The following is a 20,694-nucleotide window of genomic DNA, read 5'->3' as shown; positions in this document are numbered from 1 at the left end:
AGTGCATACTGAATCATGTAAATGAGTACATCGGATGCGGTTGACAGGTAAAATAGCATTAGTAACGGGGGCATCCCGTGGAATCGGAAAAGCCATTGCGCTCCGGTTGGCTGACGAAGGCTGTGAGGTGGTTGTTCATTTTCACGAAAACCGCGAAGAAGCAGAGGCCGTCGGTACTGCGATCCGGCAACGGGGTAGTGTGGCGCATCTGCTGCAAGCTGACTTACTGGATAGTAAGCAGGCCATCCGGCTCGGTCAGCAGGCGTGGGATATAGCCGGGCGGATAGACATTCTGGTCAACAACGCGGGTGTGTCTTACAAAAAACACTTTCTGGATGTCACAGAAGCTGATTTCGAGCAATTCAACACCGTCAATTTTAAAAGCACGACGTTCCTGACCCAGGCCATTGCCCGAAACATGGTGATGCATGATCTGGAAGGTAGTATCTGGACCATTACGTCGGTCAATGGCATCCGGCCCGGTCTTGGTCTAAGCCTTTACGGAGCGACCAAAGGTGCGCTGGAAACCCTGATGAAAGGGGTTGCGATGGAGTTGGCTCCCCACCATATCCGGGTAAACACACTGGCCATTGGTGCTATTCAGACCGATATCAACCGCGCCGTGTGGGAAAACCCGGCCTTACTTCAGGACGTGAATCAGGGGATTCCTGCGGGTCGGCTGGGGCAACCTGACGAGATAGCCGCCATTCTGGTCGATCTGATCACCTCTGGCAGCTACATGACCGGCTCAACGATCACCATTGACGGGGGCTTGTTGCTGATGCGCGGCTACGGCAAACCCGGCCGATATGAAGACTCCTAATCAGGACTTACTATGAAAAAAATTACTCTTTGCCTCCTTAATGTATTAGCGTTAATCAATTCGGTTTCAGCCCAATCGGATACTACCGCCCGGAAACTCTGGCAGCCCTATCGGATCAGCCCACGAACGGGTGCACAGCATATTGATTTGTCGGGTAACGGCTGGGAGTTGTCGTATGCTGACCAACCCGTCAAAGATGTAAAGCAAGCCCGTAAGGATGCCTTCCAGACCACGGTGCCCAATTCGGTGCACTGGTCGTATTACAAAGCGGGGAAGCTGCCTCACCCCTACTATCACAAAAACTCGACGCAATACCGATGGATCGAAGAAAAAGCCTGGTATTACAAAAAGTCCGTCACCATACCAGCCTCTGCCCAGGGATCGCTCCTGTTTCTGTGCTTCGATGGGGTCGATTATTTTTCGAAAGTCTGGGTGAACGATAGTCTTGTGGGTGTTCATGAAGGCATGTTTGGCGGGCCTTCGGTAGAAATCAGTCGCTACGTAAAAGCCGGTCAGGCAAACGACATCACGGTTGAAGTGCGAGCCGGAAACTGGGGCAACAAAGCGCCCGATTACGAAAATTTGCCCAGAAATAGCAACGGTGAATTCGTGACATCGAAACGCACTGGTTTTAATCCACGCGCCAGTGGCCGAGTCATTAAGCCCTGGGTTATTTCGGGCGGTTCGGGTGGCGAAGCTTTTTTTACGGTCGGGATGTGGCAGGGCGTTCGTCTGGAAATCGTTCCGGCGTTTCACCTCGAACGACCTTATCTGATTACCCAATCCGTTACCAGTGGAAAGGCCGACCTACACCTTTCGGCTGAGGTATTTGCCAATGCGCATTCGTTGCAGCAACAATTGCACCCCTGGAACAATACCCAGATTAATCACCCGAATGAGAAGGGAACGATTTTCAAGCCTGTCGGCGAAAAACTAAGCGTTTTGGTCGAATTGATATCCGCAAAAAATACGGTTTTCTCAAAAGAATATCCACTGACCATCTACGAAGGGCGTAACTGGTTCGAACAGGATCTGGCACTTCCAAACCCTAAACTCTGGCAACCCAATGGCCTGGGTGAGCCCAATCTATATACGGTCAGGTTAACCCTAAAACGAACAGGAAAACCAACAGATGCCCTCCAGTTCGACTATGGCATTCGATCCATCGAGCGCGTCGCTACCGCCGGGCCGCGCACTGCCGATCGGTGGGAAAACTGGCAGTGCGTCGTCAATGGGCGAAAGATTTTTGTGAAGGGCATGAACTTCACCCCGCAGGATATTTTGCTCGATTTACCCAAAGAGCGCTACCGCTGGACGCTCGAAGCCGCTAAAAAAATGGGCGTACAACTGATCCGAATCTGGGGCGGTGGCCTGCTCGAATCCGATTATCTCTACGAAATCTGCGATGAACTGGGCATTATGGTCTGGCAGGATTTTCCGATTGGCAATCAGGATACGCCTGATTACCCGCAGGACATTTGGGAAGCGCAGGTAGTGCAGAACATTGTCCGATTGCGCAACCATCCATCGCTGGCGATCTGGTGCGGAGGCAATGAGTTCAATCCGTACTCGTCGGGCAACGCCAAATCCATGGGCATCCTGGAGCGTAATCTTGACATTTTTGACAAATCCGTAGCGACGGCCGCCCGGTTATTCGTTCGAACCACGCCCGACGATGGAGCCATGCATGCTTATCCGGATATGGACCCAACCTGGTATAACCGCAGCTATAAGTTTGAGCCCTGGGTATCTGAAACCGGGATGCACAGTATTCCGGAAGCGAGCCTGTTTTACGAAACCGTTGATAACAAAGAATTTACGGGGCTCGGAAAAATGTGGGAGACCAGTTTTGGGCCAGCTCACCCGGAATTTATTCATCACTTTACGGAATACGGCCCCAGTCGGGTGCCGCGTATGCTGAGTCGGGCATCACACATCAGCGACATGGCCGACCCAACCATCGAATCGATTTCGGAAGCCTCTCAGATTGGGGCTGGCGAATTTTATCAGGTTCTTTCCGAGAAGATGCAGGGCAATTATCCGGTTACCTCGGGACTGATGCCGTGGGTATTCAAACGCCACTGGCCCGTCATTGCCATTCAGATGATGGACTGGTTTGGCAATGCCGGAGCACCGTATTACTTCCTCAAACGTACCTACGAACCTACTCACATCGCCATCGACCTGCCGCGTCTGCTCTGGAAACCCGGCGAACGCATCAGCCTGCCCGTGAAGGTAACGCATGCCTTACCACAGGCTATTCCCGGAACCAGGGTGTCGGTACGCATATTCGATGATACCTTCAATCAACTCTGGCAACAGGAGCGCCCCTTGAACGTAACGGCCGGTACATCGGTGAGCGATCTCAAACTGGATGAATACACCATTCCGGCCAATTACCGCGACCGTTTTTTATTCATTCTGGCCGAACTGCGCGACGCATCGGGCAAGTTACTATCCCGCTCGTTTTATTTCCCGCGCAGCCTTTCCATGCTGGAAGACAATGCGTTTTATCAGAAATACATCAGCGAGCCCATTGCCTGGCCCGCGCTGGACAAAGGCCCCTTTCTAAAGTCAGCCGTTGGCCAAACTACCACAACGCTAACGGTAAGCACACTGGCCAACGCATCGACCGCAAAGGATCAGAGCCACCTCCGGGTTAAAGTGACCAATACCGGTAAAGTCCCCGCGTTTATGACCAACGTTGATATTGTCGGGACTAAACGGGCCATTGTTGCGTCGGACAATTACACCTGGCTGGCGCCCGGCGAAAGTCAGGAATTTACCCTCGACGTGATTTGGCGCGAACCCGAAACACGACCCAAAGCCACACTCTCGGTAGGTGCCTGGAATGCCGCTGTCACAACCGCTAAACTCTCTCTCTAATGGTTGACTCTGCCCCTTCTATTACCCGCAAACCAACCGGCTATCGCTGGGAGTTGCTGCTGCTGCTTTGGCTGGCTTTCTTCCTGAATCAGGCCGACCGGCAGATTTTCAGCGTGGTGTTGCCCCTCATCCGGGACGATCTGGGATTGACCGACGCCGAACTGGGCCTTATCGCTTCGGCATTGGTCTGGACGTATGGCTTACTGGTACCCATAGCCGGTTTCATCGGCGACCGGTTTTCGCGCCGGAATATCCTGGGCTTTTGCCTGTTATTCTGGTCATTTGCCACGCTGATGACGGGTTTCTGTTCAACCGTTTTTCAATTCATTCTGCTACGGGGTGTAGCAACCGGTGGTGGCGAAGCCTTTTATGCGCCGTCGGCCAATGCGTTGCTGGGTGAGACCTATCGGGAGAATCGATCCTTTGCCCTTTCGATTCACCAGACCGCCGTCTACTTCGGCATTATTTTAAGCGGTCTAATTGCGGGGTACATTGGGGAGCGATACGGCTGGCAAAACGCGTTCTATTTGTTCGGCAGCCTCGGCATTGTGTTGGCTGTCGTGTTTTTCAGCCGGATTCCGAAGGACATCACGACGCTCGCAACCCATTCACATCAGCCCTTATTGGCAGAGATCGGCGAAACGGCACGCATTGTGATCCGCAAACCAACGGTCATCATGCTGACGCTGGGTTTTGGCTGTATGGTCTTTGTCAATGTTGGCTATCTGACCTGGATGCCTTCATTTCTGGTCGATAAGTTCGGAATGAGCCTGACCGATGCGGGTTTTTCGGCCTTGTTCTATCATCACCTCGGGGCCTTTCTGGGCGTATTGTCAGGAGCTAAAATAGCCGATCATTACGCAAAAACGAATCCCCGCAGCCGTCTGGTCGTGCAGGCACTGGGCTTATTGCTGGGGGCGCCCTTTATCTACTGGATCAGCATGAGTCAGACCCAGATCATGACCTACATAGCCTTATTTCTGTTCGGCATTTTTCGGGGCTGGTACGATTCCAATATTGTCGCTTCGCTCTATGAAGTGGTTTCTCCGAAAATACGGTCGTCGGCTTACGGTTTGGTATTAGCCTGCGCTTTCCTGATTGGAGCCTCAGCCCCATATCTGCTGGGTGTACTGAAACCCACCCTCGGCCTGACAGCGGGTCTGGCGAGTTTATCGGGGGTTTATGTGCTGGGTAGCCTGTTCATCGGTAGCGGGGCAATCTGGTTTTTCGATAAGGACAGAGAACTCAGTATATGAACAGACGGACTTTTTTAACGAATACAACTCTACTCAGCGGTATGATGATGACCAACTCTACTGACGCGTTATCGCTTCAATCAGATCTGCGCTCAATACCCAATCTGTTGTGTCTCTGGGATTTTTCGGGGAAGCAGCCGTTACGTGCCAGCGGGAAATATGCTTATGGGTTGCAGGAGCCAACCGGTCCGGTTCCGGTTATAAAGGGCGGTGTTCTGTCTGGTTATTCGCTCGACATCAAAGAGCATGAATACCTGACCATTCCCCGCGCCGAGTGCCCCGGCCTGAACATTCGCGGCAAAAACGCACAGGTAACCATGCTGGCCTGGGTAAAACGGCAACCCAAAAGTAACGGCAGCTCCGAATGTGAAGCCATTGCTGGCCTCTGGAACGAAACTCAGAAAAAACGCCAGTACTGCCTGTTTTTAAACATTCGCCTTCATGAAAGTGGCGAACAGGTCTGTGGCCATATTTCGGGTGTAGGCGGCCCAACCCCTGGCGAAAAATGGTGCGTCGATGTGGCCATTGGCCAAACACCCGTTCTGTTCGATGAGTGGACATTTGTGGCCCTGACCTATGATGGGCAGCAGATCAAATCGTATCGCAACGGTACGTTCGACGGACGGGCTAATCGAAATCCGTATGCCTATGCCGAAGGAATTTTCGATGGAGGTGATGATGGGGCTGATTTTACCGTGGGCGCTGTTCATCGATTAGGCAGGATAGGCAACGATTTTGTTGGGCAACTCGGTGGTTTAGCCATTTTCGACCGGGCGCTATCCGATCAGGAAATTCAACAGATTCACCAGCAATATCCCCTCAAAAATCCGGGCCGACTAAGCACGCTGGCTACAGGACTAAACTTCCCCGAAGGCCCGGCCTTTGCGCCCGATGGTAGTCTGTGGGCCGTTGAGTTAAAAGGCGAAAGTCTGGTTCAGTATCACCATGGGAAACTGAAGCGCTTTCGGGTGGGTGGTGGCCCCAACGGTATTGCAATTGATAGGCAGGGGAAAATCTGGTTTTGCGATTCTGCTCAGCGAGCCATTCGCCGTTTCGACCCCAACACAGAAAAAACCGAAACCATCCTCGATCAGATCGACGGCGAGCCGCTCAATAAACCCAACGATTTAGCCTTCGATCCGGCAGGTAATCTGGTCTTTACCTGCCCCGGCGAATCGCGGCAGGAACCAACAGGCTACGTCGCTGTTCGGACGCGCGACGGAACGGCCAAAAAGATCACAACGGGCAAATACTTTCCGAATGGGCTGGCATTCAGTGCTGATGGCAAAACGCTGATTCTGGCTGAAACCTACCGACACCGGCTCTGGAAAGGAGCCTGGAAGGCTGAAACCGGCGACTGGACCGATGCAACCGTATGGGCAACCGTACAGGGACCACAGGGACCAGGCGGGCCAGACGGCATGGCCTTCGGCGAAGAGGGTAACCTCTACGTAGCCGTTTACGGGACTGGCAAAATTCATGTCATCAATAAACACGGTGCTGTTGTCCATCAGATTGATCTGCCGGGTCAGAACCCGACCAACTGTGCGTTCGATCCGTCGGGTCGCCTGGGACTGGTCATTACGGAAGCAGAAAAAGGCCAGTTAGTCGCCTATAAAACACCTTTGAAAGGTAGTCTCAAAATTCAATAAATTGATTAAGAACACACTAAACAACTGGTAGTATGGAAGTTATCACGAATTCGTATCCTATTCGGAAAGTAGAGGTAAATTATGATTGGCAAGAAATTCAGACCCGATACCTCCGATTGTATGCGGGACTCGTATCCGACGCACTCGAACATCTTGGTTATCATCAACAATGCATGGCCAGCGGCATTTACCCGCTCACCAGTGTCATGAAAGTTGCTGGTCCGGCTTTTACCGCCCACGGCATTGCCACGCCCAGCCGCGACGAGAAAGTCCATGATATTCGGCTGGGTATGTTCAAAAGTATGACGCCGGGCATTGTGCAGATACGGGATACGCAGGGAGATCTGTCATGTGGGCATTTTGGTGAAATCTCGGCTACGGCCGCGGCCGCTCATGGATGCGTGGGAGCCGTAATAGACGGATCAACCCGCGACTCTAACTACCTGATCGACATGAACTTCCCTACATTCTGCCGGTTTCGCAATCCCGTCGAAGCATTCGGCCGATTCATGGTCGTTGATTACCAGATTCCGATTTTCGTAAAAGGGATGGACGGCTTATTGAAAGTAAATCCGGGCGACTATATTTTCGGTGATAACGATGGGGTTGTCGTGGTACCTCAGGAACTGACGATACAAGTGCTGGAACTGGCCGAAGAATGGTTTGCCAGCGAATCGCAGAGCCGTCAGGCTATGGCCACCGGACGAGATCCATTTGATGTCTATAAAGAGTTTGGCCGTTTTTAACGATAATAGTTTTTCGTTCGGCCCTTGCGACTAAACCCCGTGCCACGGTTTTGAACCGTGGCACGGGGTTTAGTCGCAAGGGCCGAACGACGGGCCAATAGAATTGGCGTTAGTTTTCGACATCCGCCAGCACGTAAGCCGATGTTTTCCGTTCCTTTTTCACCGTTGACCAGGCCGTTTTTCGCAACTGCTTCGCAAAATCGGGCGCAATTCCATCAGGACAAAAGGTCAGTTTAACCGGCGATTCGTCAAATAGGAAACCGTACCAAACCAGGGCGCCCAGATAGCAACCTGCGTCATTGGCATGGTGGGAATCAAAAGCCAGTTTGTCTTTATCCCAGCGGTAGCCCATATGCAAGGAATGAGTCTGATCGGGAAGGGCGGGCGATTGCGGCTGACGATACTTAAACGTATTGTCTTTTTGGTAAGCCCATTTAGCCGTCGAATTGATCCGCCAGAACGCGTCGCCATTCGGAATGATCGGAATGCCTAATTCGTTGGCAATGGTGTGGTAAGCCGCTCTCGACTTCTCCCACATTTGCTCCGCACTCCGGGCAGAATCTCTGGCTGCGATTTGGCTAAAATCTTTTGAATCAGTCCGATACGCCCAGGTCTGATGGAAAACAACAGTAGCATTAGGCTGTAATTTTTTGACGTAATCATACAGCTTTCGCGCGTAGGGCCGATACGTTTCCACATCACCGGAAAGGATGGAAGCCTGCTGAATGGTAACGACATCCCAGACTCCTTCTGACAACAGCATCTTCAGGGATTTTCCTCCATATGGTTTGCCTTTGGGGTCATCCGGATTCTGTTCGGCGGCTTCTACATGATCCCAGTGCCTTTGCAGCGAACTACCCCCAATTTCGGCACGTCCAATGACGAGATCATGCCCCCCCTCTTTGCTTAACTGGGGCAGGTATTTTGTTGCATTCTGCGAAAAACTATTTCCGATAAGAAATAAGCGTACTGGGTGCTTTCCACTGTTGCCAGCCGATGATGTCGGCTGCGAAAAGGCCGCTTCAACCGTAAAAAGCAGGAAGAAAAGTAGTACTCGTTTCTGTCTAACGTATCTGAGATAAATCATTTTTAAAGACGGCTGACGTAAAGTTTCAGTATACCTAAATAAATGCGCAGAAAGCTATTTTCTCCCCATTACAACCAAAAACGTTTTAAAATACTGATTTATGTAGATGTTTCCAGACTTCACTATCGCCGACTAATTGTTAGCCAATAAAGCGGAAAGCAACCGATTACTGATGGACGGGAGTCCACTATAATTCAGCACATTTGAGTAAATATTTCATTCCGGCCGGATTATTGTCGATTGTTTCGAATACGCGCTGAATCTCGTCCAGGGGCGAAATTTGTGTAACAAGCTGATCGAGGGGTAATTTTCCGGATGCAGCCAGCTCAATCGCTTCGTCGAAATCTTCCGGTTCGTAGACGCGTGCTCCGATGAGTTGCAATTCCCGCCAGAAAAAGCGAAACAGATCGATCGTTTTCGGTTCACTATGAATCGCTACCATCACGATTCGCCCGCGCGCCCGAACCAGTTGTGTCATGGTTTGTACGCCAGCGGCCACGCCCGATACCTCAAAGACAACATCAGCCATTGCCCCATTGGTGAACGTTTCTACTTTCTTCGTCAGATCATCGTCCAGCGGATTAACTGCCGGAATAGCCAACGACCGGCACAACGCCAGACGGGTTGGGTTTGGCTCTGAAATCAGGATATTGGCTCCTCTATTTCGGGCCACCAGCGCAATTAGAAGACCAATTGGCCCGCCACCAATAATGATCGCATTTTCGCCGGATTTTAACTGGCTCATCCGAACATCATGACAGGCTACGGCCAGCGGTTCGGCAAGTGCTCCCAGTTGCAGCGATAAATTATCGGGCAACCGGTGAAGTGTATACGCAGGAACATTCCAATATGCCTGCATCCCACCCGACGTATCGATACCAATAAATTTCAGGTTCTTGCCGATGTGTCGCTGCCCATTGTCAGACGGGTCTTCGATGCCCGGCTGCAAAGGCCGAACCGCCACCCGATCACCAACCTTCCAGCCAGTGACCCCCGCTCCGATCTCCGCAATCTCACCCGAAACCTCATGCCCAATAACCTGAGGCATTCGTACCCGCTGGTCCATTTTGCCATGATAGATATGGACATCCGTTCCGCAAACGCCACAGTAAGCGACCTTCAGCCGAACCATACCTGGATAAAGTGGCTCGGGGGTCGTTTCCTTTACGACAAATTGTTGATTTCCGGTGTAATAAGCCGCTTTCATACGAGTAAGAGTTAATAGGATTGAATCGGTAACGGGCGTTCCAGAATTTGAAGCATGTTTCCGTCTGGGTCAAAAAAATTACGAACACGACCTCCGCCAATGGCATTCGTTAGCTCACCACCCCAGACAATGTGATGTTCATTTAAATGGGCAATGGCGCTGTCAATATTGGTTACCCGCAACGCCACATGCGACCAGCCGGGTGTCCAGGTCGTGCGCTCAGGACGGGCCGTTTGGTCTTTGGGCATAATTTCCAGAAGCGTCTGGTCGGGGGCTAAAAGCATCCAGACTGGCTTTTGATGACGAAACCAGCGTTGGTAGCCCAATACACGGCAATACCAATCGGCCAATGCCTCTACATCATTGGCGGCCACGGCAGGATGGTCTACACCCAGGAATAAGGAATCGGTCATAAGTTGGTGGTTAATTCGCAGTCTCTGATTAAATAGGTGGTTCCATTACTTTTCAGGGTGAGCGATAAGGCGTCGTCATACGTACCGGACAGATGAATGGTTAGGCCGGGCTTACTAATTTCTAAGGCTTGTTCCGTTTTCGTCACCGTCCAGTCATCGATAGTGGCCACATCATCTGCCACAATAACATGCAGGCTACTGACAGACGTTGCCTTTTGCGCAGCAGTATGGCGAAACAGCAACCCGCTTCCGGATCGTCCCTCTCCCGGCTGGGCTGGTTCGGGATGGTAGGCATCATGCAGATAGGCATACACGGGGGCCGCCAGAGTTGCTTCGCCCATATGCCACAGCTTCAAACCGGCCTGATGGCGGCCGATCGTCAGGGTATTGCCTTCGATCTGACTGACCGATTGACCATCCCGGTTATTGATCAGCCAGTTCCAGACGGTGCGGACGGGAGTGCTTGCCCGAATTCGGTCAAACACCAGCGTAACGTGTTCGCCCACCTGAATCCAGCTCCTCGTAAACTCCTGAATGGGTTTTCCGTAAGAATCGGCTACTTCCGAGATAACCAGCGATACCTCCCCTTCCCGCTGAACAGTCACCAAACGGCCTCCCCGTTCCACCGGCATGCCCAACGTTCCATCGGCATGAATGACTCGCCGGGACAATACATTTCGTTGTTCCAGCAGTTTGGTTTTTGCCAGATCTTCCTGCAAGCCCAATGTATCCTGTTCGATCAGAAACGTACAGGTGTTATGGGTCTGGCTGGCACTCTCCAGGCCATGAATCAGATTTCGGTAACAGCTATGGCCCGGATCGACCAGCAGACGTTCCTGATTGTAAGTCAGTACAAAGCTGTTTAAATCGCCCTGCAGGTGACCAGGTGCATATACGCCATCGTTATTACCAGCCTGAATGGCCAGCACTGATTTCCCATCCCAGGCATCCCGCACGAAGGTGTTGCCATTTGAATAGCTAACCGTCAGCGGCAACTTAGCCACTGAAGGAGAAAGTGGGGCACAGGCTTTTGCCAGCAAGGGCAGCGTCAGGAAACCCCAGTCGTTGAGCATACCAAATGTTGCCAGATCATGCGGTCCCTGCGTTGGGGCAGGTTCGTAATATTTCCGGAATAACCAGCGGGCAAGTCCAGCTTGTGCCGGCTCGTCATATCGGGCAGCAATATGCAGCAGCAGGTCGCCGGAAGGCCGAAACAAAGCCGCTGAATCATTGAAGTTTACGGCTCTGGCCCTTGGTTCTTCCCCCCAAAAGTATCCTGAAGCGGAGGCTTCGCTCCGGTTAGCCATTGGTTTCCGATACAGCATGCTTTGAGCCGTCCAGGCCATACCCCGCCCGTAGGCATCAATAGTCAGTTGCCGGGCATAGGCCGGATAGTTCCGAATCAGCGATTCATAGGTCAACATCAGGGCGTTGGCCAGGTAGTTTCCATACTGCAATGACTCGCCGTATGAACCATCGGGTTGAAAAGCCTGCGCCATTCGGGCCACTTCGGGCGTAAACTCCGCAATCAATTCGTCATTATCCAGAGCTGCCGATGCAACGACCGCTCCAGACGCCATAATACCCCGCCAATTGCCCAGATGGCTATTTTTCCGAAGCCAGCGACGGCATAATATCACGCCTTTTTCGTAGATATTCTCGCGAAGTTCGGCTTGTTCGCTGACCGTAAAAATGTCAGGAGCCAGGCTTACGACGGCTGACATACCCCAGCAAATGTGCGCTGTTTCCAGATGCCCCGTAAATGGTTCAGTATGATCCCGAAACCACGGCCCAACCCAGTCGGAGGTAGGTAGGCGGGCCATGTGCAGCGTCGTATTCCGAAGCCAGGTCGCCACTGTATCGGTTGGTTCAAGGGCATACTGCATCGCGGCATCCGACAAGTGTTCCGCACACGGATACCACCATCCCAAAACGGGATTTTCAGCCTGCAAACCAGTTGTGCGCAATCGCTCGGTAACCCGCAACCGCAGGGCCTCTCGAAAGGCGAGCAACACCGGGTCCTGGCTCGTTATGATAACCGCTTTTTCGGCATCCGTCAGGAACAGGCTTGATGTTTCAACGGCCTCCATCAGAAATAGCCGCCATTTTTGACCACATCCGTTGGCTTCATGCCGCTCTCGACCATTTCTTTGATGCCTGCTTCTTTAAAGACGATCTTTTCGGCCGCGACCAGCACATCGTAGGCGATGGCCTGCGGAATCGCGATAGCTCCGTCAATATCCCCAAATATCCAGTCGCCGGGCTGAATGATCACTTCGCCGATCTGGATGGGTTTCTGATAGTAATACATCCGGAACCGACCGAGCATCCCCGTACTTGTTTTGTATTTATAGAACACCGGAAAATCCAGATCCACAATCGCCTGTGTATCCCGAATGCCGTTGACCAGTGCTCCACGACAACCCGCCCGAACGGCGGCCATCGTCATCACTTCACCCCATTGCGAGGTTACGGTGTCGCCCGTACAATCCCAAACGACAACTGAATTTTCATGCAGATCTTCGAGCATTTGTGCCCGCATTTCAAATTCACCATCGGTCGTAATATCAGGGCCGCCCTTAACCGTGAAAGCCATACCCGCCATTTTCATTTTCTCCCGAAGGGGAGCATAACAGGATGGCAGGCTGGCAGAATGCATCTTGTAGTTGAACCGCAATACGTCGTTCACGGCTCCGGTGTAGAGTTGCAAATAGCGTTCCCGCATTTCCGATACTGGAATGGGGAAAGGCGGAGTGGGAAGTTGCCTGTCTATGTGGTGTTTTCCGTTCGAGTTCATTATTGTGCCAGAAATTTCATGTTATCAAAATTGATTTCCCGAATGATGATGTACTCCGGTTGGTTGAGCACAAATACAATGACGCGAGCCACGTCCTCAACCTTCAGAAACTTCTCGCGGGCCACTTTCCGGTCGCCCCAGTAGTTGCTGTCTGTTGGACCCGGATTCACGTCAGTGACCCGAATCCCCTCTTTCAATACCTGATCGGCTAAGCCACTGCTCAATCCGCGCGCGCCGAATTTTGACGCGCAATAGACGGGAGCCGTGGGGTTAGTGCGTTGGCCGCCCATAGAAATGACCGTTACAATATGGCCGGTCTGGCGCGGTTTCATCAGCTTAAGGGCTTCCCGATTACACAGAAAAACGCCCCGCACATTGATGTTCATCATTTGCTCAAAAGCATCCAGTTCCGCTACCGACAGATCTGGCGTTGTGAGGCCAATACCCGCGTTGTTAATCAGCACATCGACGGTTCCGAAGGCAGCTATGCAAGCCGCAAAGCCTGCCTGCACGTCGGCTTCCTGGCTAACATCGCCCCGAAATGACCGCAGGTTTTCATGGCTGATTTCGTCGGCCAGTTGATGGGTCCGGCTAAAGTCAAACACCTTCGCCCCCTCTTCGAGCAGCGCCAGAGCCGTCGCTTTACCAATGCCCCCCGATGCGCCGGTTATGAAAATAATTTTATCCTGAAGGTTGTTCATAGCTGGATTTTAGTTTTCAATAATTTGCTTGGTTTTGTTGAATTCAACGGGTTCAGAAACGGGTGGCATTTTCCGGGTTCGATACCACATTAATCCAGAAAGTAAAAGGCAAAGAAGTCCGGCACCTAAAGCCACCCGGCCACTGGTTTCATCAATGGAGGGCAAGCTCATCACCATGAATAATGCCCCCGTCACAACCAGTGCCACCGCATACAATCGATTCATAATCTGCATGAATACGGGATTTTCGGCGGGTTTCTCGGCTTCGGTTAATGGCGTACTTAACCGCCGGAAGAATGTTTCGACCCGTTGACGGTACCCTTCTGTTGGGGAGATCAGCGCCCCCGAAAGCAGGAAAACGAGCACACAGGCAATGATTTCAATAAGGGTCGCCCACTCCCACGATACCTGGGGCATGGTGTTTAAAATCAGGCCCAAACCCATGCCAACCAGCAACGTAGCCAAAGCCCCCCAGGGTTGCGGGCGCTTCAGAACAATCCCCAGCACCAGCGGTAGCGTCATTGGAATGGCAAACAGCCCGGTAAACAGTTTATTGGCTTCAAAGGCCCCGCCAAAACCGCCTACATACAACGCCCCGATCGTTACCAGTGCACCCAATACCAGGGTCATCAACCGACCCACCCAAAGCATTTCTTTGTCGGCCGCATTCGCGTTAAACAGTCGCTGGTAAATATCGCGGGTCAAAACGCCCGCCGTTACGTTGTATTCGCCACTCAGCACAGACATCGTAGCCGCAAACATGGCCGCCACCATCAAGCCCATAATCCCTTCCGGCAACAGCTTCAGACAAACGCTAACGTAAGCCATTTCCGGGTTTTCCAGATTGGGGATCAGGGCTTTGGCGGCAATGGATGGGAATAGAAAAATGATTGGAAACAAAAAGAAGAAAACAGCGGTCAACAGGCCTTGTTTCTGGCTCGCGCGCTCATCGCGAACGCTGTAAAAGCGCTGGATAAACGTCCAGTTGCCGCTGTATTTGACCAGAATCATCAGATAATACACCATCAGATACAGCGGCATGCCTTTCGGTCCGTTGAACCAGGTAAAGTGCTCGGGAATGGTCGCGATCATCCGGGGTAATCCACCAGCGGCCTGAATGGTTAGCGGCACCAGAATCAGTGTAGCAACGATCAGGATAATGAACTGAACCACATCGGTAACCACAACCGCCCATAAACCACCTACTACGGTGTATAAAGCGACAATAATTCCACAGGCCAGAATGGAGGCTTCCAGCGAAAGACCCGTTGCGGCTTTTACGAACAGACCGAGCGCATACAACCGCACCATGTTGTCCAGAATTTTGAAGAGTACGCCCATCCAGGAAAACGTCTGGCGTACCGGCGCGTTGAAACGGGTTTCCAGAAATTCCATGGGGGTCATAATGCCCGCCCGGCGCCAGCGTTTGGCAAAAATGGCTACACCCAGCAGTGCAGGCAGCACCGTACTCCAGATGAGGGTTAAGGCGACAAAACCGTGCTGGTACGCAATGCCGGCATAGGCGACGAAGATGAACGTACTGAACTTGGTCATAAAGTTGCTGATCGCTCCCGACACCCATGGGATGGCATTGCCCCCTTTGAAATAATCGCCGATATTCTTGACAAACTTGCCCAGAAACAGCCCGATGCCCGCCATCAGCAGCATATAAATGGCAATGGCCCAGTAGTCTAATTGTTGAAGGGTTTGCACGAGTCAGTTGAGTTTAATTTTTCACAAAAACTGGAATATCAGTGGATGGCCGACTGTTGGTAATCAGTTGATTTCTGGTATTTACCATCCGAATCAACGCCGGGGTTTTCGTACTGCTTTGCGCGGTAAAATGGTCAATTACAACCTGGTCGGCATCATCAAATACCATGGCAGGGCGCTGGTCCTCTCTGGCAAATCGCAATTGAACCTGATCGAACGTAATGTTTTTGACGTGACGAACGTAAAATCCGTAAGCGGGTAAAATCGGGCCAAACATCGTGCCGACCGGATAGGCATCTGTTTTTTCAGGTACAGGACTGGTTGATTCTGTTTCGCTGATGCCCCCATCAAAATTTAAATTGATATTGCGTAACAACAGATTTTCCAGTGGATAGTCAGCAAGACCGGTGATGGAGCAGCCAGTAGATGAAATCCGGGTTCCCTGAATATTTTCGATGACAATATCCCGTAGGCCGGGTTTATTGATCACCTTGTTTTTACCGTACAGCTTGTTTCGGGTATTTAGCCGGATAAACAGCGCTACCCGTTTTATATTCCGTAAGGTGATATTCGAGATGTTGACCCGTTCAATCTGGGCGCCATCCGCAGTCATAATACCGATACCCTCCCCGCGCGTGTCGAACACCGTACAGTTCTGGATCGTGATGTCCTCAAACCGACCGGCGGTTTCCGTCCCGATTTTTATACCGGATGCGTTGGCGCTCACCACGCAATTGGTAATAGTAATATCCCGACTGGCCCGGTCTGGCGAAAAACTCTTGATGCAAATGGCATCGTCACCGCTGTTAATGTAGCAATTTGACACACGAACAAGCTCACAATCAATCAGATCCAGACCATCGTTATTGCGATGACGAGCTGTTGTTTCCCGAGGCTTTTCAATGTCTTTATTTTCCCGGCTATCGACCGTAATACCATCAATAACCAGATTCTTACACGCCTGATACGTCTGAACCCAGGACGCTGAATTTTGCAGCGTTATATGGTTGATGTGCACATTCTCGCAGCCCCGCAAATGAATGATCCGCGGACGGTACTTAAATGACGGTCTGAGGTAAGGATCGTTAAGCCCTCGTTTGTCGATCTCGCTTCCTCGCCCATCAATGGTGCCCCGCCCTTCAATCGTTACGTTCCGGGCATTTTCAGCGTAAATAAAGGCCTTGCTCGTGAGTGGATCTTCATCGTAGGTAGGATACTCCGATGCCTGATCCGGATAATCGGCAGCCCGATCACTGCCGAGTAACGTGGCTCCGGCTTCAACTTCCAGCGTTACGTGACTTTTCAGATAAATTGTCCCGGACAAAAACGTACCGTTGTGCAAATAGACTTTCCCACCACCCGCTCCGTGGCATCGATCAATGGCCGTTTGTATCGCTTTGGTATCCATCGTTTTACCATCCCCCTTCGCTCCAAAGGCAAATACATCCCAAACGCCGGTGTTTTTTTGGGCGAAGACACTGGTTATCAAAAGCAGCCAGGCGAAAAGAATAGTGAGCAAGCGATTCATTTTAGTCGATTTGGATTTACTCTTGGTGTGTTCGGGCTTCATTGAACGCAGATTTTTATGATGGTTATGATTCTAGTATTAGGACTTTCGCCTGGAGCCATGCCACGGTTAGTATGAACGGCATTAGTAACCGTGGCATGGCTCCAGGCGAAAGCCCTAAGTATGTCGGGCAGAAAAATCATAACCAGCTTAGTAATCAGCACCTTATTGCGATCATACCACTTTACTCTTTTCCATAATCAGCATCGGATAATCGTGTAGCGGCAGTTGACGAAAAATCTGGGCTTCGGCACCAACCCGCCATTTGTCGTCGTCGAACATCTTTTGCTGGTCTGATAATTCAAGAATTTCGCCGGATAGCAAATCGATTAGCACAGGCTCTGCAAAGCCACGGGCCTCCCAGTCCCAGAGAAATAGATGAACGCTGTCGGCCGGTGGATTATCGGATGCCTTTTGATCTGACCAGTAGGCAAGAACAGGACCATTATCGGTGTTCAGTGTGGCCGTACAGATACCCTCAAGGCTCTTTTTTGTCCCATTCCCAAACGCCTGATACTCCTTCTCAGTGGCAGGTTCCTTCCCGGCCAGCGCGTGAACAATAGCGCTACGCGTATGCACATCGCCATGAACCAGACTACCCAGATGTTGCAGAGCCTTGTAAGCGATCTTGGGTTTTATTTCGGGTTTCTGCCGCAGGATGCCTTTGTAATTCCTATTGCCGGACCCTTTCGGATAATCATGCAGATCGACGATCAGAAACCACAACGTCATTGGCAGATTCAGCGAACAATCAGTCAGCAACCGACGCAGCATGACTTTGGCCTGAATGGTTTCTGTCCACGGGCCTTCACCCGAAAAACCAGTGCTGTTCGGATCAGACGGAAATCCATTTTCGCCCTGCCAGATTTTGATTTTCGGGTTATAACGATCAATCAGTTGCCGCAGTCCTTTCGTACGTTCGGTGTAGGCTTCGGGGAGGGTCGTATATGGGTGGAAAGAAAAAATATCAATCAAATCCCCTAATCCCTCTTTAAACAATTCCTGAATGTATAGAATTGGCATTCGCGAAACCACGCCCCCCACGATGAGCGCATCGGGATTGTTTTTCCGGATTAACGGAGCGGTTTCCCGCACCAGCTGAACGTATTTTTTAGGGTCCGGCTTATCCGGTTTCCAGAAGCCAGACAGATTAGGTTCGTTCCAGATTTCGTAGTGCTGAACCTTACCTTTGTAGCGTTTGGCTACGGCCGTTACGAATTTCTGCCAGGCGTCATTAGCCACCGGATTACTCATTGATGGATAAAAGCCTACCTCTCCTTCCTGATAATTTGTATTGCCGTATCCAACATTGAAAAAAGGCTTTACGCCCCGGCTCACCAGCCCATCCACGCTTTCGTCCAGCCAGGCCCAGTCGTATTTTCCTTTTTGCCGTTCGACCCGCGCCCAGCCCGTTTGCAACCGCCCCCACTTTACGGGCAGGTTATCAATCCAGGGATACACTTCTTTGGGTTTCCACAAGTCGCGGTCGAGCGTTTCGCACCCAATGCCGAAGGGCGAACTTTTGATTTCAGTCGGCTTTTTCATGCGTACTGAACCAATTTTTTTCAACTCAATAGGGGGCGAAACGATCGGTACGGGCAAATCCGGTTCCAAAGGGTTCAGCGAAGCCGATAGTGGTAGTATCGACAGGGTTTTCAGGAAGTTTCGGCGATTGTTTTCCATAGTTGATTAATAGCTGGCCAGCGGCTCATTGAAAACGTTACAGACGTGCAGCGAATGGCTGTTGAAATGATAAGGCCCTTCATAACCTGTATCGCCAAGTAAATGACTGACCAGGGCAATCGAGAGTGGGTAGAACCAGGAGCCGAGCATGATGTGTGTTCGGTTGGGGTCTTCATCGCGGAGTTCGGCATTGGCGGTTGTTTCGCCTTCTTTCCAAATCCAGTGTGGGCGCGGCACCCAATCGGTGGGTTGGCTATCCCGGCGGTGCAGCAACCAACCCACGCCATCAGCGCTTTCGTGCTGAAGGGCATGAGCCAGATACCGGCGGCAGGCTTTCTCTACATCCTCCCGACGGTAATCGGTCAGGGTGGCCAGATTAGCTAATTGATAGGCTCCATCGAAGTCGGGGCAATCGGAACCACCGGGCCAGAATGAGCCATCGGCTAACTGACAGGCCAGCGTAGAGTCAATAGACCGCTCCAGGTGGCGGAGGGGCCAGCCTAACGCAAAATAGATGGGGACAACGTGAATTGTACCGAAAAGTCCATTGGGTAAATCAGCCCCGAATTGTGTACCCCAGAAACCCGTTTTGGCATCCTGCAATTCTTCCAGGGCCGGATAAATAGTCTTTTCCATCAGGGCGTCTACTTCAGATGCCCCAAACCAGTCCCGCAGGGCGAACAGGGCCGTAGCTGCCGCCAGCACCTGATTACCAGCCGACCATGCATTGCGCCAGTCGTAATGTTTCACCCAACGATAGAGCTGGTCGGCATGAAGCAGTGGCTCCAGAAAACGCAGTTCACGTTCGGGTCGGCGGTTGAGCATTCGTAATGCCCAGATGTTTCCCCGTGTGTAATGCCAGACAGGCTCCAGTTCGTCGATCGTGCGGATGCGCCCAAACTCCGAGGATTTTCCAGAAAAATAACCCTGCTCGGTTTGTCGACGCTGGAACTGTTCGGCCCAGATATCCAGATCAGCCGCCGGGCGATTTTGCAGTTCGCCAAATAGATCCAGAACGTGGGCAGCATGATAGGAACCGTAAAAACTCTCTCCTTCGCCCGGTTCTTTGCGATAAACGCCCGGCTTATCGCCAATTTTCATGGCGTCTACAAAGTTCAGCGATGTCTGTTTAATGCGTTGATAACCGATAGTTTCCATTGACTTATCGTTTGTGCGTTGGGTATAATTTGTTTCCGTCTTTGTCTTTATTTTTTTTCCTACGGCTCGTTCAGGATCGGTTTAGAAAGCCGCGATTACGTAGCCAGATTTCGAGCTGGCTCATCCACGAATCGGTTATTTCGGGTTTGATACCAAAGCCGTGGCCGCCTTTTTCGTACAGGTGTAATTCGGCCAGTACGCCCACCTTTTTCAGTCTCTGATAAAACTGGATGCTGTTGGCAAACGATACTGTAGGATCATCGCCCGCATGCACCAGAAATGTGGGCGGTGTTGTGGCCGTAACCTGCTCATCGGGCGAATAATCAGCCAGTTGTTGCTCTGTCGGATGCTCACCCAGTAGGTTTTTCACCGAACCCTGGTGAGCTATTCCCGGCCGAAAACTGATAACGGGCCAGGCCAGCACCAGAAAGTCGGGGCGTAATCCGGTTGTGTCTTTTCCGGGTTCGAATGCCTTCGTGAAATGGGTTGCCGCCATAGCCGCCAGATGGCCACCCGCCGAAGAACCCCACAAACCGATTCGATCCGGACGTATTCCCCACTCGGCCGCCCGTTGTCGAACCGACCGGAACGCTTGCTGGGCATCCTGCATACCACCTGTTGTCTGATCCTGCATCAGCCCATCGGCGGGTAGCCGATACACCAGCACGAACGCAGTGACGCCCCACTGGTTCAGTCGTTGGGCAATGAACCGGACGTTTTCGATATTCAGATTTTTATAGCCTCCACCCGGACAGATAATCAGGCCGGTTCCATTCGGGACCGCCGGGCGAAATACCAGAAGTCTCGGAATAATGATCGTCGATAAGGCGGTTAATTTTCCCGATGCGTCATACGTACGGCGCTCCGGCAACGAACTGGCTACAGCATTTGGAACGCCATTGGGATATAAGGGCACTTCCAGCTCTGGCTGAGCCAGAACAGACTGACCTAGCAGGAAGTTAGTCATCATCAGACCGATCATCGGTGCCCATTTTGTGCTCATCG

The 20,694-nt window shown here is 51.7% G+C and carries 16 protein-coding genes; 5 read left to right on the top strand and 11 right to left on the bottom strand.

The features are described from left to right. The first annotated feature begins 34 nt into the window (after positions 1–34). From GJR95_RS03500 to GJR95_RS03475, 5 genes are read left to right on the top strand one after another with little or no spacing between them, the layout of a single operon-like run. A complete protein-coding gene (locus GJR95_RS03500) occupies positions 35–823 on the top strand; it encodes an SDR family NAD(P)-dependent oxidoreductase (protein WP_162384568.1) in 789 nt (262 codons plus the stop codon). A 12-nt stretch (positions 824–835) separates the two neighbouring features. Continuing rightward, entirely contained in the window at positions 836–3,709 is a 2,874-nt protein-coding gene (locus GJR95_RS03495; RefSeq protein WP_162384567.1) for a glycoside hydrolase family 2 protein, read from the top strand. Then, on the top strand, positions 3,709–4,965 hold the full coding sequence (locus GJR95_RS03490; RefSeq protein WP_162384566.1) for an MFS transporter: 1,257 nt from the start codon (positions 3,709–3,711) through the stop codon (positions 4,963–4,965). The genes GJR95_RS03495 and GJR95_RS03490 overlap by 1 nt, the downstream gene beginning before the upstream one ends. Further along, the gene (locus tag GJR95_RS41765; protein ID WP_198424804.1) at positions 4,962–6,617 is read left to right on the top strand and encodes an SMP-30/gluconolactonase/LRE family protein; all 1,656 of its coding nucleotides are present in this window, start codon (positions 4,962–4,964) and stop codon (positions 6,615–6,617) included. Before GJR95_RS03490 ends, GJR95_RS41765 begins: the two co-directional genes overlap by 4 nt. A gap of 32 nt (positions 6,618–6,649) precedes the next feature. Beyond that, on the top strand, positions 6,650–7,363 hold the full coding sequence (locus GJR95_RS03475; protein ID WP_162384565.1) for an RraA family protein: 714 nt from the start codon (positions 6,650–6,652) through the stop codon (positions 7,361–7,363). A 109-nt stretch (positions 7,364–7,472) separates the two neighbouring features. Here GJR95_RS03475 and GJR95_RS03470 read toward each other — a convergent pair whose 3' ends face one another. From GJR95_RS03470 to GJR95_RS03420, 11 genes are all read right to left on the bottom strand, one after another. After that, a complete protein-coding gene (locus GJR95_RS03470; RefSeq protein ID WP_162384564.1) occupies positions 7,473–8,450 on the bottom strand; it encodes a DUF4886 domain-containing protein in 978 nt (325 codons plus the stop codon). 187 nt (positions 8,451–8,637) lie between these two features. Next, positions 8,638–9,657 (bottom strand): zinc-dependent alcohol dehydrogenase, encoded by a 1,020-nt coding sequence (locus GJR95_RS03465; protein WP_162384563.1) that lies wholly within the window; start codon positions 9,655–9,657, stop codon positions 8,638–8,640. Positions 9,658–9,668: 11 nt separating this feature from the next. Further along, positions 9,669–10,070, bottom strand: a complete 402-nt coding sequence (locus tag GJR95_RS03460; RefSeq protein ID WP_162384562.1) for a VOC family protein — start codon at positions 10,068–10,070, stop codon at positions 9,669–9,671. Next, a complete protein-coding gene (locus tag GJR95_RS03455; protein ID WP_162384561.1) occupies positions 10,067–12,160 on the bottom strand; it encodes a heparinase II/III domain-containing protein in 2,094 nt (697 codons plus the stop codon). The genes GJR95_RS03460 and GJR95_RS03455 overlap by 4 nt, the downstream gene beginning before the upstream one ends. Beyond that, the gene (locus tag GJR95_RS03450) at positions 12,160–12,867 is read right to left on the bottom strand and encodes an RraA family protein (protein WP_162384560.1); all 708 of its coding nucleotides are present in this window, start codon (positions 12,865–12,867) and stop codon (positions 12,160–12,162) included. The genes GJR95_RS03455 and GJR95_RS03450 overlap by 1 nt, the downstream gene beginning before the upstream one ends. Then, a complete protein-coding gene (locus GJR95_RS03445; protein WP_162384559.1) occupies positions 12,867–13,568 on the bottom strand; it encodes an SDR family oxidoreductase in 702 nt (233 codons plus the stop codon). The genes GJR95_RS03450 and GJR95_RS03445 overlap by 1 nt, the downstream gene beginning before the upstream one ends. Before the next feature lie 9 nt (positions 13,569–13,577). After that, a complete protein-coding gene (locus tag GJR95_RS03440) occupies positions 13,578–15,281 on the bottom strand; it encodes a sodium:solute symporter family transporter (RefSeq protein ID WP_162384558.1) in 1,704 nt (567 codons plus the stop codon). 13 nt (positions 15,282–15,294) lie between these two features. Continuing rightward, on the bottom strand, positions 15,295–16,851 hold the full coding sequence (locus GJR95_RS03435) for a glycoside hydrolase family 28 protein (protein ID WP_162384557.1): 1,557 nt from the start codon (positions 16,849–16,851) through the stop codon (positions 15,295–15,297). A gap of 171 nt (positions 16,852–17,022) precedes the next feature. After that, positions 17,023–18,531 carry a GH39 family glycosyl hydrolase gene (locus tag GJR95_RS03430; protein WP_162384556.1) on the bottom strand — a complete coding sequence of 503 codons (1,509 nt, stop codon included), beginning with the start codon at positions 18,529–18,531 and terminating at the stop codon, positions 17,023–17,025. A 6-nt stretch (positions 18,532–18,537) separates the two neighbouring features. Continuing rightward, positions 18,538–19,689: a hypothetical protein gene (locus GJR95_RS03425; RefSeq protein WP_162384555.1), complete on the bottom strand. Its 1,152-nt coding sequence runs from the start codon at positions 19,687–19,689 to the stop codon at positions 18,538–18,540. Positions 19,690–19,759: 70 nt separating this feature from the next. Then, complete coding sequence (locus GJR95_RS03420) at positions 19,760–20,692, bottom strand: alpha/beta hydrolase (protein ID WP_162384554.1); 933 nt, start codon at positions 20,690–20,692, stop codon at positions 19,760–19,762. Between the last annotated feature and the right edge of the window lie 2 nt (positions 20,693–20,694).

The organism is Spirosoma endbachense, from assembly GCF_010233585.1.
Lineage (GTDB): Bacteria > Bacteroidota > Bacteroidia > Cytophagales > Spirosomataceae > Spirosoma > Spirosoma endbachense.
Note: the sequence above shows the minus strand (reverse complement) of the source record. Positions and strands in the feature narration are given on the sequence as shown.